Annotated in this window: 9 protein-coding genes; 4 read left to right on the top strand and 5 right to left on the bottom strand. The window is 58.7% G+C overall.

Annotated elements, in window-relative coordinates; genetic code table 11:
• Positions 1-188: 188 nt before the first annotated feature.
• From N1037_17095 to N1037_17080, 4 genes are all read right to left on the bottom strand, one after another.
• Complete coding sequence (locus N1037_17095) at positions 189-1,361, bottom strand: HlyD family type I secretion periplasmic adaptor subunit (GenBank protein ID UWS78957.1); 1,173 nt, start codon at positions 1,359-1,361, stop codon at positions 189-191.
• Positions 1,358-3,505, bottom strand: a complete 2,148-nt coding sequence (locus N1037_17090; protein ID UWS81390.1) for an ATP-binding cassette domain-containing protein — start codon at positions 3,503-3,505, stop codon at positions 1,358-1,360. Before N1037_17090 ends, N1037_17095 begins: the two co-directional genes overlap by 4 nt.
• Positions 3,506-3,768: 263 nt before the next feature.
• A complete protein-coding gene (locus tag N1037_17085; protein UWS78956.1) occupies positions 3,769-5,073 on the bottom strand; it encodes a TolC family protein in 1,305 nt (434 codons plus the stop codon).
• A gap of 71 nt (positions 5,074-5,144) precedes the next feature.
• Entirely contained in the window at positions 5,145-7,694 is a 2,550-nt protein-coding gene (locus N1037_17080) for an Ig-like domain-containing protein (GenBank protein UWS78955.1), read from the bottom strand.
• A gap of 781 nt (positions 7,695-8,475) precedes the next feature.
• On the opposite strand from N1037_17080, the gene N1037_17075 reads away from it, so the two are divergent.
• Genes N1037_17075 through N1037_17065 form a run of 3 tightly spaced genes read left to right on the top strand, consistent with a single transcriptional unit; the run spans position 8,476 to position 13,264 of the window.
• Positions 8,476-10,410 carry a PrkA family serine protein kinase gene (locus N1037_17075; GenBank protein ID UWS78954.1) on the top strand — a complete coding sequence of 645 codons (1,935 nt, stop codon included), beginning with the start codon at positions 8,476-8,478 and terminating at the stop codon, positions 10,408-10,410.
• Between the two features lie 15 nt (positions 10,411-10,425).
• Positions 10,426-11,757 (top strand): YeaH/YhbH family protein, encoded by a 1,332-nt coding sequence (locus N1037_17070; protein UWS78953.1) that lies wholly within the window; start codon positions 10,426-10,428, stop codon positions 11,755-11,757.
• Positions 11,750-13,264: a SpoVR family protein gene (locus N1037_17065; protein ID UWS78952.1), complete on the top strand. Its 1,515-nt coding sequence runs from the start codon at positions 11,750-11,752 to the stop codon at positions 13,262-13,264. The genes N1037_17070 and N1037_17065 overlap by 8 nt, the downstream gene beginning before the upstream one ends.
• Before the next feature lie 45 nt (positions 13,265-13,309).
• On the opposite strand, the gene N1037_17060 is transcribed toward N1037_17065, so the two are convergent.
• Positions 13,310-14,656, bottom strand: coding sequence for an MFS transporter (locus N1037_17060; protein ID UWS78951.1), 1,347 nt, complete (start codon positions 14,654-14,656; stop codon positions 13,310-13,312).
• Positions 14,657-15,018: 362 nt separating this feature from the next.
• On the opposite strand from N1037_17060, the gene N1037_17055 reads away from it, so the two are divergent.
• Positions 15,019-16,116 carry a Xaa-Pro peptidase family protein gene (locus N1037_17055; GenBank protein UWS78950.1) on the top strand — a complete coding sequence of 366 codons (1,098 nt, stop codon included), beginning with the start codon at positions 15,019-15,021 and terminating at the stop codon, positions 16,114-16,116.
• The last annotated feature ends 106 nt before the right edge of the window (positions 16,117-16,222 follow it).

The following is a 16,222-nucleotide window of genomic DNA, read 5'->3' as shown; positions in this document are numbered from 1 at the left end:
CGTTCCCACGCGACCTGCTGCCAGAATGGCGGTGGGAAGCCGGGGCACCAAGGCGCAGAGGACCATTGGGGCGCAGTCCTGAACGGCTGGACCGTAGAGGACAGGCTGTCAGGCACAGCCGGGAAGAACAGGGCAGCGGGCAAAATGTTGTTGCATCCGCTGCTGGGGCCGGACCGTGATATGCGTGTCTATGGTTCACGAAAGGCCTCTTGAGATTTGTACAGAGGCTTCAACAGGTATTTCAGTACGGTCTTTGATCCGGTTTGCAATTCTGCGGTGGCCCGCATGCCTGGACGGATTTCGATGCCCTGCTGGCGTTCGGTCAGATCAGAACGATCAACCCGGACGGTGACCCGATAAAAGGGTTCGGCGCGGGGATTACGTTCGTCCTCAAAGGTATCCGCCGAGACAAAATCGACCTCGCCATTCAGCGCGCCATAGATGGTATAGTCATAGGCCGACAGCTTGATGGTGGCCTTTTGACCGGTTTGAACGCTGGCAATATCCTTGGGTTTGACGCGGGCTTCGACAAACAGCTCTTCGCCCATTGGAATGATTTCAAAAATCTCTTCACCGGGGCGCACAACGCCGCCAATTGTGGTGACGCCCAGGCTGTTGACGATGCCGGACATCGGCGAGGTGATAACCGTGCGGTTCAGTTGGTCTAGCGCCAGTCGCTGATCCTGCCGCAGCGAGGCCAGCTCACGCAGGGCCTCTGAGTATTCTTCCGCCAGTTTCAATTCGTTCTGGGTGCCAATCTCGTTGAACTTGGCCTGGGCATCGGTGGCCGCTTTCTGCGAGCGGTTCACCTCGATCAAGGCGACGATGTTTTTCTCATAGAGATTTTGCATATTCGCCAGCTCGTCATTCAGCTGGTCGAGGATCTTGCGCGCGCTGGTACGGCGGCTGTCAAAATCCCCCTGCCGGGCGTTCAGCAAGGCCCGCTCAGAAGCCAGGATCTCAGCCGAGCGGTTGGCCAGGGCATCAGGGACGGTAAACTCATAGGCCCCGTCCATTTCTGCTTCCAGGCGGAACTGTTTGATTTCCAGGGTGTCGATCTGGTCCTGCAATTCATCGGCGATGGTGCGGAATTTGGTGTCCTGCAGCTTGGCCAGGATCTGCCCGGCGCGCACCTCATCCCCCTGACGCACGTGGAGCTCGGCCAGAATGCCGCCTTCGAGGTTCTGTACGATCTGCGCCCGCGAGGAAGAGACCACTTCGCCTTCACCGCGCACGATTTCATCCACCGAAGCAAAGGCCGCCCATCCGATGAACAGCAACAGGGCTGCCCCAACCAGATAGACAATGCGGCTGGCGCCACGGGCGCTTTCGGCAAGATCGTAATGCGCGGATGAGGTCATTTAGCCTCTCCAGCGGCGAGATGGGCCAGAACCTTGTCGCGGGGACCATCCACCACCATGCGCCCGTCCTGCAGGATCAGGGTGCGGTTGGTCAGTGACAGGATGGGCATCCTGTGAGTGGCAATAACGGCTGTGCGGCCCTGGAGCCAGGTTTCCAGACGGCTGACCAGGGTCCGCTCCAGCGTTTGATCCAGCGCCGCGGTTGGCTCATCCAACAACACGACTGACGGGTTCTGCAGCCACAGACGTGCCCAGCCGATGGACTGGCGCTGTCCAATCGACAGGCCGCCACCGCCATCGCCAATATCCAGATCCAGCCCCTTATGGTGACCGCGCACATAGGCGCCCAGGCCTGAGAAGTCCAAAGCAGCCATCAGGCGGGTATCGTCGCGCTCCAGCTGATTGAGGTTGAGGTTGTCGCGCAGCGAGCCCGCAAACAGCCGCACGTCCTGGCTCAGGTAGCCGATATTGCGACGCAGATCGCGTGGGTCGATCTGGCCCATATCGGTGCCATCAATCATAATGCGGCCTGAATCTGGGGAATAAAGCCCTGACAACAGCTTGATCAAAGTGGATTTGCCCGAGCCATTGACGCCCAGTACCGCAACCCTTTGACCGGGGGTGATGGCAACACCAGGCACATCCAGGGTCGGGGCGGCGTCTTCGTCGTAGCGGAACACAACTTCGCGCAGCTCAAAGCGGCCCTGAAGCTGCTCACGGCGCAGGTAGCTGCGTTCAGCCTCCATCTCCTGCGGGGCGCTGGCGATGGCCTCCAGCCCCTCCAGAGCGCCCTTGACGTTGCTCCAGCGCGCCATGGTGGCGGCAAACTGGGTCAGCGGTGCCAGGGTGCGGCTGGTCAGGATGCCGGTGGCAATGATTGTGCCGACGGTGAATTCACCGGCAAAAACCAGAAGCGTGCCCAGAACCACAGCGGTGATATAGGTGGCCTGCTGGATGCCCTGGGACCAAAAGGTGAGAGCGCTTGCCAGACGGCGTTGCTCGGTTGAGGAATGCGACGACAGCACGTTCAGCTCATCCCAGTTCCGCATCACGCGGTCTTCGCCACGCTGGGTTTTTACGGTGTCGAGTTCGGTAATCACCTCATGCAGCAACCGGCCTGCCTTGGCATTGGCGCCCTGGGTCTGGCGGGTCAGCGCGATCATCTTGCGCTGCATGAAATAGGCCGGCAGCAACATCAGAACGCCACCGACCATGATCACCCAGACGATGGGGCCGGCGATCGAGGCCACCAGCAGCAGGAAGACGGCGATAAAGGGAATATCGGCCAGGGTGGAGATGGTCGAGGAGGTGAAGAATTCCCGCACGGCGCCAAAATCGCGCATCGCGGCAAACAACCCCGACGGCGGCAGCGGTTTCTTGTCCGACCGCATGCCGATCAGGCGGCGCATCAGGTTGTGCTGCACAGATAGCTCGATCTGGCGTCCGGCGGCATCTGTCAGCCGGGCACGGGCAACTTTCAGCAGCGCCTCCAGCATAATCGCAAGAAAGGCGCCAAGGGCCAGCACCCAAAGCGTTGCATGGGATTGATGGGGAACCACCCGGTCATAGACCTGTAGCGAAAACAGGGCGACAGAGACGGCCAGAATATTGGCCACCAATGAGCCCAGCATGATTTCGCCCACCTGACGGCGGTACTTGGGGAACTCGCCCCAGAACCAGTGGTCGCTTTCCAGCTGTGGCGTGTGGCGCGCTGCCATTTGTTTCAGCGAGGGGCGCGCAACCAGCAGGGTGCCGGTGAAAAATGGCGTGAACTCGCCCAACGGCACCTCGGTGCGATTGTCGGGGCAGGTGGTGTCAAAAATGGTGAGCCGCCCCTGGTCCTGCCCCAGAACCAGCACACATTGGCCGCCCTTCATCATCGCCAGGGCGGGCCAGTCGCCGGGGGTCAGCTCTGGTCGGCGTTGCAGTTTCACCTGCAACCCGGTGGAGCCCAGAGCCTGGGCCAGGCTTTCGGCCGAAGAGTCGCCCGGGTTGTTGCTCCACATGAAGCTGGCGATATCGCCGGCATGGGCCTCTGTGCCCTTCAACGAGGCAAGTGTCGCAATCAGGGTCGCCCGGTGCTGAATACGGGCGGAGGCGCCTTCGATCAGGGTGCCAACTTCGCGGCGGTTGCCTGTTGCCACTTCTGTTTGTTGAGGGGGGGTGGAGCGGGCAGCAGCCGTGGGGGGCTGATGGGCCAACCCTGTTGCAGGCTGGTTTGCCGGGGCGTGCCGGTGTTCTGCGGTCGCAGCGCCGGGGGCGTCAATAATCTGACCCGCAACAGGAGCCGCAGCCGAGGACGGCGCCGGGCTGGGGGGGACAGCCCGCAGCCGGGGGCTGCCTGGTTTGCGCGACGGGGAGTTGGCTTTCGGGGTCGATCCGGGCCGGGGTGGAAAGGTTGTATCGGTCAAATCTTATCCCCATCCGCCAGTAGGCCCATGTCACTTGCCAGCATCAGCTGGATCAACACAACTTCGTATTTTGCTTCGATATGGTCCTGCTCGCGCTGAACCAGCTCTTCGTAGATTGAGACCACATCCATCACAGGCCGCTGGCCTGCTTCGAACTGTGCTTTGAAAAGCCTGTATGTTTCGCGGCTGGCCCGCGCCAAAGAGGCGGTCTCGGCGGTCTGACGCCGGTAGGAGGCCAGCCGCTGCACCTGACGGGAATAGCTGCGCCGCGCGTCTTCTTCAGATTCGCCAATCTGACGACGGGCGGCTTCTTTGGAGACCTCGATGGCTTTCAGAGCCGCGCCAGTGCCAAGCCCCAGGGGTTCGGCCAAATCCAGGGTCAGCCCCGCGCCGGAGCCATCAGAGGTGACATTGCCGGCCGCAGCAATCTGCGGCAAGAGCCCGGCGCGGCCAATAACCGCTTCCGCCACGCCGCGATTGGCGACGGCCTGGGATTTCAGCACTGAAAGATACTGCGTTGTGTCCGGGGGGGTGCCCAGGTCGAGCTTGCCGGGTTTTTCCGAAAAGCTTTCCCCGGTCATCGCCGTGAGCTCGGCGCGGGCGGTGGTGGCCGCATCCTGCGCGGTGGTGCGGGCATTGCGCATGCCGTTGATCTTGCTGTCGACCACATTCAAATCAGAGCGGTCGGACAACCCGCCATCAACCCGACCCGCGACGATGCGGCGGAATTCCTGCATCTGGGTCAGGGCACGGCTGTTGTAGGCGGCTTTCTCATCACCGCGCAGCCCGGCCAGATAGAGCCCCACGGCATCTTCGACCCGCTCGTTCATATCAACCGAAAGATTGACCGCAGCGACTTCAACATCGGCGGCTGCAAAGGCGCGTTCGGCTTTGCGGCGCCCATTGTCAAAAAGAACCTGTTGAATAAGCATGCCAGCCACAAGATCGCCCAGGTCGGTTAGGCTGACCGAAGGGCCGATTGAGGGCAGCCAGTTTTTCGATTCTGCCTCGGCGCGCAGTTTGGCGCTGATCAGCTCTGCCTCGGACGCGCGGGCAGAGGCCGCCACGGCGGCTTCGGCGACGGCGTTATATACAGTATCTTCGGCCAGCAGCGAGCGGCGCTCAAGCAGGGTCGAGATAACTTGTGACGTGGACTCACCTTCGGGCTGCACAAAATTGCCGCCGCGCCGAGAGACCTCGGTTTCGTCACTGGTTTTGCCCGCAAAGATGGGCATGCCATCGGCGCAGCCGGAAAGACTGCACATAAGTGCCAATGCGCCAATGGGTCGTGCCAGTTGCATACTGCCCCTCGCCCTTTTGTAGGGTTTTGGTTGGGACCGGCAGCAGTCAGGAACGGTGCCGGTCCAATTGATCAGATGATGACGGTGACGTCTTGATCAATGACCAGGGTCGCGCCGTCGGTGCCGACTGTGTAGACATTGTAGTTCTCGCCACCGACATTGCGGGTGCCTTCCAGGGTCGCCCCTGTCACGGTCACACTGTCGTCGCCCGGGGTTGACCCACTGTGGATGGTCAGGGTGTCCGAGTTTTCAGACAGCGCCTTGATATCCGCTTCGGTCAGAACCAGCGAGACATTGCTGGCCGCGCCAAGATCCAACTCATCAATGTTGAACTGACCCAGAGAGGCGTGATCCAATGTGCTGGCGGTGGTGGCGTTGTCTTCGAGAACAAGCAGGGTGCTGGAGCCGTTGCCCAGCGAGTCAACATTGGTCACCACCAGGTCGGTACCGTCAGGGATGGCAGTGGAGAAATCAAACTCCGTAATGCCGCCCCCTTCAGAGACAGTCACGCCGGGGTTGGAAACAGACCCATCGCCTTCGAGTGCCTTAACGGTAATGGATTCACCCGTTCCGGCGATGCCTTCGACGCTGATTTCGCTGACGTCTTGGCTGCCAATCTCATAGGTGACAGAGTCCAGAAGAGGGGCTTCAAAGACGGTATCGACTTCGAAGCTTTCGGTCAGGGAACTGGTGTTTCCTGCTGGATCTGTTGCAACAATCGTAGCCGTTGCAGAATACTCCCCAGCCGGCAGATCACTGCCCGAGAATTCAGCACTCCAGTTGCCCGCAGCATCGACGGTGGCGGTTTTGGCCACACCCCGGATCGTCACGACAACCTCAGAGCCGGGCTCGACGGTGCCCTGCAGGGCAAAGCCGGCATTCAGCTCATCCTGATTGACCACGTCATTGGCGGTTTGATTGGCCTCGACGCTGAAGGGATCCACCTCGGTGTCGATCGCAAGGGTGCGGGTGACAACGTCCGTGTTGCCCACAGCATCGGTGGCATGCACTTCGATGTCGACATCGGTTGTGCCGGTCGGAATAGAGCTTTGCGGAATAAGGACCGTCCAGTTGCCCGCAGCATCTACCGTGGCGTTTTGGGCGCCAGCGGCGCCAAAGAACACCTGAACAGTGGAGCCTGGCTCGGCAGTGCCGGTCAGCTGGACACCGCCCTGGGCTTCGGGGCCGGACAGAATATCGTCCGCACCGGCAAAGCCGCCGTTTAGTGTGGCGCTGGTTTCGGTATCAATATGGACCGTGTGGCTGCTGGTCGTGCTGTTTCCGGCGGCATCGCTGGAAGTGACTTCAACAGTGCTGGCATAATTGTTGCCGCCAGTGATCTGTGCGCTGCTGTAGCCAACAGACCAAGTTCCATCGCTGGCCACGGTTGTTGTCTGGGTAACGCCCTGAAACAGAACCGAGATTGAGGCACCGGCTTCACCGGTTCCCGACAGGGTGACACCGGATGAGGCTTCGGAGAAGCTGATAATGTCGTCGCCTGCGACGGTGTTGATGCCGACGGGAGGCGCAATGGTGTCGACCTCCAGTGTCTCGCTAAAGGTGGCGCTATTGCCAAAATCATCTGTTGTGGTGATGGCCACATCTGTCGTGTACTCGCCAGTGTTGATCTGGGTCGAGTCAAAGGTAACCGACCAGCTGCCATCTGCAGCAACAGTTGTCGTCTGGGTGTGACCGTTGATGACAACACTGACGCTGGCGCCCGCTTCACCTGTGCCGGTGATGACGGTACCTGTGGAATGTTCGCTGCCATTGACAAGATCGCCAGTGGACTGCGTGCCGCTGGTGACGTCCAATTCTGGGGGCGTGGTATCGATGATGACTGTAGGGCCATCCAGATCATGGGTTGTTCCATCGGGATCGACGACCTGGACGGTGGTGTCATAGTTGCCATCTATCGGCAGGTCTACGACCGGGAAGGTTACTTCCCAGATGCCATCCTCGTTGACGGTGCCTGTCTGTGTCTCGCCGCCAACGTTGACTTCGACTTCAGCTCCGGGCGTACCGGTGCCGGTGATGACAACCGGATCCGTGGTTGAGCCCGCAACAGGGTAGGTCGCATCGGGGTCATCTACTGTAGGAATGATGAGATTGCCGCCTCCGCCGCCACCTCCGCCACCGCCAGCGATGACTGCGGCACCGGCGACACCGGCTGCTGCGCCAGCTGCGCCGAGACCGCCAAAGAGTGGGGCTGCCAAGGGAGCAATAACCGGCTCGATGCGGTCAACATCCAAAAAGACCATGTCGTCATAGGCGGACCACTTGCCGGTAAGATCCAATGGCTCGTAGCTGGCAAACAGCGCGCCCTCGGCTTTGTCTTCCAGGACAACTTCGACAAAATTCCCGTCCTCGCTGAGGAACAGGTTTTTGCCTCCGGCTGTGCCATTGCTGTAGTAGTTTTGCAGCACCAGGATTTGGCCATCGGCCAGCACGAGGTGGAGATCGGATCCCCGCCGTACATAGCTGTCGATGTCCGAGGCGCTGAGGTTCAGCGAAATGTCCTTGGAGTGCGTGACATTGAGAAGTGAGGGGGAACCCTCTGAAAAAGTGCTTTGACGGGTGGTCCCCGAAAGATCACGGGTGATAAATCCAACAGTACTCATTTTTTTCCGCTCGCTTCTAGACCACGCAGCGCCCGAAATCATGGGGTGCGAAGTGTCCGGTGCCTGTATGTTTCTGCCGAAGACCGTTCTATGCGGCCATATTGTGAGTATATTGCGTCGAATTTAAATCAAATGTCTAGCCGGTGCTGGCAGGAACTGTGGATGAATTGCGCTCTATAGTGTCTTGTTTGCCGCAGGTTTTCTGCCGTGACAGGGCGTTTTCGCCTTTTCTGGGCGTCTTGTTAACAAAGGGTTAATGAAATTGACGGCAGTCGGCTGGTCGGACGGAGCAGTGGCTCAGGGCACGATTTGGACGAAATCAAGGCGAAAGCCAGCACCCGGGGTTCAGTGCCCCGTTATCCTGTCCCAACCAAAACAGCGCCCGAAAGCCCGGCGAAACCCTGTGAGAGGGAGGGGCGACCCAGGCTGTCGGCGGGAGCGCGCTGGGGGTGAGCTCAGAAAATCTGGAGAGTTTGTGAAGGATTTTTTACAAAAAAACTTCTGGCAATTAATTAAAAATACACCAGTTCCTATTAGTATGAAACTCGCAAATAGTGTACCCTTGCGGAAGACTGAACGGCGCCCGAGACTCTCGATTAGCCGGACCAAGCCCCCTGATCAGAGCGGGCATCCGGTGCTTAAGACGCCGTTGAACAAGAGCAGAAATCAAAAGCAAAAACGACCGCGGACCTCCGTGGCCCAGGTACTGGGCTCTCTATGTCTGCGCGTTTTCACTACCGCCAGGAGGAAGGGCGAAGCGTAACCCAGGAGGCTAGATCCGATGAAAGACATTGCCGAGATATTTGTTGAGCAATATGGCCAGACGCGTGAACAGGAGATGTCGCTCTATGACTATCTCGATGCCTGTCGCACCGATCCGAGCCTTTATGCCAATGTGGCGGAGCGGATGCTCAAAGCCATCGGCGAAGAGGAGCTGGTGGACACGTCCAAGGACGCGCGGCTTGGGCCGATCTTTCAGAACCGAACGATCAAGCAGTATAGCGCCTTCAAAGATTTTTATGGGATGGAAGACACCATCGAGCGCATCGTCGGCTACTTCCGTCACGCTGCCCAGGGGTTAGAAGAGCGCAAGCAGATCCTTTATCTGCTGGGGCCGGTGGGGGGTGGTAAATCCTCGCTGGCGGAACAGCTGAAACGTCTGGTCGAAGATCAGCCCATCTATGTGCTGAAAGCCGGTGACCAGTTGTCGCCAATTTTTGAAAGCCCGTTGGGGCTGTTTGATCCCGTGCGCATGGGCAAGCTGCTGGAAGAAGAATACGGCATTGCCCGCCATCGCCTGCCGGGGCTGATGTCGCCCTGGGCGGTGCAGCGGTTGGATGAGTTCGGCGGGGACATCTCCAAATTCACCGTGGCGCGGATCTATCCGTCGGGGTTGCGGCGCATGGCGGTGGCCAAGGTCGAACCCGGTGATGAGAACAATCAGGATATCTCGACCCTGGTGGGCAAGGTGGACATTCGCCAACTGGAACATTTCAGCCAGGACAATCCAGATGCCTATAGTTTTTCGGGCGGTCTGAACCGCGCCAATCAGGGCGTGCTGGAATTTGTCGAAATGTTCAAGGCCCCCATCAAGATGTTGCACCCCTTGCTGACCGCGACCCAGGAGGGCAACTACATGGGCACTGAAAGCTTTGGCGCCATACCCTTTACCGGGCTGGTGCTGGCCCACTCCAACGAGAGCGAGTGGCAGGCCTTTAAGAACAACAAGAACAACGAGGCCTTTATTGACCGGGTGTCAATTGTGAAAGTGCCCTATTGTCTGCGGGTCAGCGATGAGGCGCAGATCTATGGCAAGCTGATCCAGCACAGTGAGCTGGCAGAGGCGCCCTGCGCGCCGGAAACGCTCAAGATCCTCAGTCGCTTTTCGGTCCTCACCCGGCTAAAGCCGCATGAAAACTCCAACCTTTATTCCAAGATGCGGGTCTATGATGGCGAAAGCCTGAAAGACACCGACCCAAAGGCCAAGACGGTTCAGGAATATCAGGACCGGGCCGGCGTTGATGAGGGCATGAGCGGCATCTCCACCCGTTTTGCCTTTAAGGTGCTGTCGTCGACATTCAACTTTGACACCGATGAGATCGCAGCGGATCCGGTGCACCTGATGTATGTCTTGGAACAGATGATCAAACGGGAACAATTCCCAGCTGAGACTGAGGCCAAGTATCTCGACTTTATCAAAACGGATCTGGCCCAACGCTATGAGGAATTCATCGGCAATGAGATCCAGAAGGCCTATCTGGAGAGCTATACTGAATACGGCCAGAATGTCTTTGATCGCTACATCTCCTATGCGGATGCCTGGATCGAAGAGCAGGACTACAAGGATCCCGACACGGGGCAGCTGTATGACCGTGACATTCTCGACAGTGAGCTGAGCAAGATCGAAAAGCCGGTGGGGATCGCCAACCCCAAGGATTTCCGCAACGAGGTGGTCAAGTTCGCTCTACGTCATCGCGCCAATACCGGCGCAAACCCGGCGTGGAATTCGTATGAGAAACTGCGGGACGTGATTGAAAAGCACATGTTCAGCCAGGTCGAAGAGCTGCTGCCGGTGATCAGTTTTGGCAGCAAGAAAGACAGTAAGACCGAGAGCAAGCACCAGGAGTTTGTCGAACGCATGCGCAGCCATGGCTACACCGATCGTCAGGTCCGGCGCCTGGTTGAATGGTATATGCGGGTCAACAAGGCCGGGTAATGGGGGCGCTGCAAGATGCATCAATTCATCGACAGACGCGCCAACCCCAAAGGCAAAAGCCACGGCAACCGGCAACGGTTCCTGCGCCGTGCCAGGGAAAACATAAAAGAGCGTGTTGACCGCTCGGTGCGGGAAAAATCCATCCAGGACGGGGATGGTGTCTCGCCCGAGGGGGAAAAGGTGACAATCCCGGCAAAGGGATTGCAGGAGCCTCGGTTCTTTCACAGTGGCCAGGGTGGCAACCGCAGATATGTATTGCCGGGCAACAAGGAGTTTGTGGTTGGCGACACCATCCCGAAACCAGATGGCGGTTCAGGCCAGGGCGGGCGCAAGGCCTCGGAAGAGGGCGAAGGTGATGATGCGTTTTCCTTTACCCTGACCCGTGACGAATACCTGGAGATCCTGTTTGACGGGCTGGAGCTGCCGGACCTGGTAGAAAAATCCACAGTTGAGACAGAAACCATCGGCAGCCGCCGCGCCGGGCTGACCACGGCTGGCACGCCCAATAACCTCAACCTGGTGCGCACCATGCGCAATTCCCTGGGGCGGCGGATTGCTTTGCGACGCCCTTCTGCTCAGGCGCAGGCGGATCTGGAAGCTGAGATTGAAATGCTGGCGGGCCTGCCCACTCTTTCAAAGGCGCAGGTCGCGCTGCTGGAGGAGCTACAATCCCGGCTGGAGGCGTTGCAACGCAAGCGTAAGGTTGTAGGTTATATCGACCCGATAGATCTGCGCTTTGACACCCATGTGCCAGAAAAGATCCGCAAATCTCGCGCGGTGGTGTTCTGTCTGATGGATGTTTCCGGCTCAATGCAGGAGCGCGAAAAGGATTTGGGCAAGCGGTTTTTCCTGCTGCTGCATCTGTTCCTGTCGCGCTGCTATGAACACACGGAACTGGTCTTTATCCGCCATACCCATCTGGCGGAGGAGGTGGATGAGGAAACCTTTTTCTATGCCCGCGAAACCGGCGGCACCATTGTTTCTACCGCGCTGGACAAGATGCGTGAGGTGATAGCGGACCGCTACCCGCCGCAGGAGTGGAACATCTACGGCGCGCAGGTGTCAGATGGCGAAAACTTTGGCAATGACTCGGCGCGCTGCAAAAAGCTGCTGCTCGAGGATCTGCTGCCGGTCTGCCAATACTACGCCTATATGGAAATTGTCGAAGAAAGCGCGGATGCGCTGCTGCATGACAGTGAGGCGGGGGATGACCTGTGGCAGAACTACCGCGCGGTCAAAGCCCAGGCGCCGCATTTTGAAATGCAGCGCGTGGCCCATGCAGCCCATATCTATCCGATCTTCAGGGAGTTCTTTCTGCCCCGGATAAAGGGAGGTCAAAATGCTTGACGCAAAACCGGGATCCAACCTGCTGTTTGACGGACCAGAGTGGAGTTTTGAACTGCTGGAACAGGCCCGCGACGCGATTGAAGAGATCGCGCTGAATGATTTGGGGCTGAATGTCTATCAGAACCAGATCGAAATCATCTCGGCGGAGCAGATGCTGGATGCCTATTCCTGCACCGGCTTGCCGCTGATGTATCAGCACTGGTCCTTTGGCAAACATTTTGCCCGCGACGAGGCGCTGTATCGCACCGGACGCCAAGGGCTGGCCTATGAGATCGTGATCAACTCCAACCCCTGCATCAGCTACAACATGGAAGAAAACACCATGGCGATGCAGACATTGGTGATGGCCCACGCCGCCTTTGGGCATAATCACTTTTTCAAGAACAACTATCTGTTCCTGCAGTGGACCGATGCCGATGGCATCCATGACTACCTTGCCTTTGCCAAGAACTACATCGCCGCCTGTGAAGAACGCTATGGGCTGGACGCGGTGGAAGAGGTTCTGGACGCGGCCCATGCGCTGCAAACCCAGGGGGTGTTTCGCTATGGGCGCCCCCCAAAACCCACTGCGCAGGAGCTGCAAGCGATGCAGCGGCTGCGCGATGGCCATGAGGCCAGCCGCAGCCTGCTGGATATCTGGACCGATGCCACTTTGGGGCACAAAAAGGAGGAGGACGCGCGGGAGGCGCCCTTTAGTGCACGCCGCAAAAGCCTGAGCCTGCCGCAGGAGAATATTCTCTACTTTTTGGAAAAGCACAGTCCGATTTTGCAGCCCTGGCAGCGGGAACTGCTGCGCATTGTGCGGATGCTGGCGCAGTATTTTTATCCGCAAAAACAGACAAAGGTGATGAACGAAGGCTGCGCCACCTTTGTGCATTATTATATCATCAACGAGCTCTTCTCGCAGGGGCGCCTCACTGAGGGCGCCTATATGGAGATGATGCACAGCCATACCAATGTGGTGTTGCAGCCCGACTATAATGACCCGCGCTATGCGGGACTTAACCCCTATGCGCTGGGCTTTGCCATGATGATGGACATCAAACGCATCTGCCAGGACCCCACCGAAGAAGACCGCGAATGGTTTCCTGATATCGCAGGCCATGAGGCGTGGCGGGAAGTCTTGCGCGATGCCTGGGCCAATTACCGGGACGAGAGCTTTATCCAGCAATTCCTGTCGCCGCACCTGATGCGCAAATTCAAACTCTTTGCGCTGGTCGATCAGGAAGACCAGAAAGACCTGGTGGTGAGCCAGATCCACAACCGGGCTGGCTACAAAGAAATCCGCCGTGCTTTGGCGCAGCAATATGATCTGGCCTATCTGGAACCCGATATTCAGGTCACTGATGCTGATCTGAGCGGCGACAGGCGTTTGATCCTCACGCATGCGGTGCGCGATGGCGTTCACCTGGATGAGGAAAACAAGCGCGAGGTGCTCAAGCACCTAGGCACACTCTGGGGCTATGATGTCTGTCTGAACGCGATGGAGACAGAGCTCTGGACCTGAGTGGACGGAGACCGGGCGCGCTTTGGGCCTGCTTTGATGAGAGTCCTATTGGTTGCGGGGTGGGAATGTTTTGTGCAACTCGTCGATGACATAGGGGTGTGAATGCCGCTGTGACGTGCTTTTATCCTGGTCTGCCGTGGATTGCAGATGTGGGTGATCAGCGGCCAGTTCAGGGTGCGTATGGGGCAGGTTTTCTGGATCATCGGCAGGCCATTGGCGCCGCGCATAGAGCAGCCCCAGAATAGCCAGGGCATTCAGCACCAAGAGCGAAATCCCCATGCCATAGCTGCTCATGCTCCAGCCGGCCAGGGGATAGGTGATCAGCCAGCAACCATGGGACAGGGTGAACTGCGCGGCAAAGACCGCGGGGCGATCCTCAGCCCGGGCTGAGCGTTTCAACAACCGCCCCGAGGGGGTGAGCACGGTCGAATAGCCAAACCCGGACAGGAACCAGCAAAGCATCACCGGCAGCAAGGCCGCATTGGCAAAGATCGCATAGGCCGCCAGCCCGGTCTGGGCCAGGATCGCGATGAGCGCCCCTGCGATCATCAGGCTGCGATCCTGGTGCCCGGCCAGCAGTCTTGGCAGGGTAAAGGCCGCCAGCATGGATCCGGCGCCAAAGGCGGCCAAGGCCAAAGCCACCATATGTTCGGACAGGCCTAGCTCGGCCCGGATGATCACCACGGTGTTGATGATCACCATGGCGCTGACCGAGGCGGCAACGGCTGTCAAACCCAGCAACCCGCGCAGGCGCGGCGTCTTCAGATAGATGCGGATCCCCAGCGTCGTGCGCTGATACAGCCCGGTGGTGGCGCTGGGCTGGGGCGAGGGCAGGACAGTTGAGACCACCAGCAGCGCCGAGGCGATAAACCCAGCGGCAGTGCCAAAAAACAGGGAATTGGCTGTCACCAGCGTCAGCAGCAGTGCGGCCAGCGTAGGCGACAACAGGCTTTCGATGTCATAGGCGAGGCGCGACAGGGACAGCGCATTGGTGTAATCGTCTTCATCCGGCAGCACATCAGGAATGGTGGCCTGAAAGGCGGGGGTGAACCCGGCAGATGAGGCCTGCATGACAAAGATCAGCACATAGATCTGCCAGATTTCGCTGACAAAGGGCAGCGCCAGCGCCACCAGGGCGCGAAGGATATCGAGCGTCACCAACCAGCTGCGTCGGGGGAACTGGCTGGCAAGTGCAGCGGCTATTGGGGCAAGGGTCACATAGCTGACCATCTTGATGGTGAGAGCGATACTCAGCACGATGGAGGCATCGGCGCCAGCCAGATCATAGGCGATCAACCCCAGCGCCACGGTGGCCAGACCGGTGCCGATGATGGCAATCACCTGCGCCGCAAACATATGGCGAAAGCTGCGATTTTTCAGAACCGCTAGCATTTGGGCAGGGCGCCGCGTGATACCTTTGCAGCTGTCGCAACGATGTTCACCAGAACTGCCTGCGGTGCCATTCTCTGGCTGCGGTCAAGATGATCCAATTTCCGCTCCCAATTGGGGGTTTTACCACAGGGGCCCTCATGGCCTCATTCTCCCGTAGCGGACGGTAAATGCAAGGCGGCTTTTGGCTGGCAGCGCTTCCTGACAAGACTTCGCATTGACAAGGCCCCTGTTTCAATTGGATACAATATTCCAAATAAGGATGCGCGCCAGTTCATTTATCGGCTTGCTGCATCTCTCTGTTGTTCTGAAATTAGTGCGCGTCAACAATGCGCCCTTGTCTGATCCTTTTGGGAGACCTCAATATGACCGCTTCTTTTGCCGAATACCGTGAATTGGCCAAATCCCTGGGCGTTGATGCCTTGGCTCTGGTGCCGGGGCCAAATTTCACGCGGGCGTTGGGGCAGGGGTTTATGAGCCATGAACGCCCCTTTGTCCTGGTGATCCCGGCGCAGGGGGCTCCGGCGGCGATTGTGCCAAATCTTGAATTGGGATCCTGGGGGCTGGTCGATTTTGACGGCGCGGTTTTTGATTGGCGCGACCAGGACGGCTATCAGGCCGCCTTTGCGGCGCTTGCCAGCCATATGCCAATGACACGCCTCGCGGTGGAAGGTCAGGTGATGCGGGTCTTTGTGCATCACGGGCTTAAACAGGCCAGCCCGGAGCTGGAGATTATCGACGCCGAAAAGCAGATCTCGGGGTTGCGGATGATCAAGAGCGAGGCCGATATTGCAGCCATGCAAAAGGCAATCACCCTGTCAGAGCGCGCCCTGCATCGGGTCTTGGCGACGGTTGAAATTGGTCAAAGCGAGAAAGAGATCGAAAGCCGCCTCATTCAGGCGCTGTTTGCTGAGGGCGCGGATGATCTCGCCTTTAGCCCAATTGTGGTGGCGGGCGATAATTCGGCCCGGGTTCATGGCCACGCCCGCGCAGACTACCTTATTCAGTCGGGCGATGCGCTGCTGTTTGATTTTGGCGCCCGCAAGGATGGCTTCTGCGCCGATATCACCCGCACGGTTTTTGCCGGCGAGGTGAGCGATGAAGGCCGCGCGGTTTATGAAACGGTTCTGGCGGCCAATATGGCAGGGCTTGCGGCGACCAGGGCCGGGGTGAGCGCCCATCAGATTGATGATGTGGTGACAGGTGTGTTGGAGACCTCTGCCTTTGCTGCGCATATCGAGACCAAGACCGGTCACGGTCTGGGGCGGGACGTGCACGAAGCCCCCTACATCATGCGCGGCAACCCCCAGCTGCTGCCTGCAGGCACGGTTTATACCAATGAACCGGGGCTGTATCTGTCGGGCAAGTTTGGCGTTCGGATCGAAGATGACGTGCTGATCACCGAAGAGGGCTGTCAGGTTCTGACGCAGTTTCCAAAGGAGTTGACGATTGTCGGGGCGTGAGGGCTGACCAACTTGGCCCGCTGAGGGCGGCTACATCCTGACCAAAGACAAAGGCGCAACCCCATCAGGAGTTGCGCCATGATAGATTATCGGTGCCCCTATTTCA

The sequence above is a fragment of the Phaeobacter sp. G2 genome, from assembly GCA_025163595.1.
Classification (GTDB): Bacteria; Pseudomonadota; Alphaproteobacteria; order Rhodobacterales; family Rhodobacteraceae; genus Pseudophaeobacter.
The sequence above is the reverse complement of the archived record's forward strand: the minus strand, read 5'-3'. Positions and strand labels throughout refer to the sequence as shown.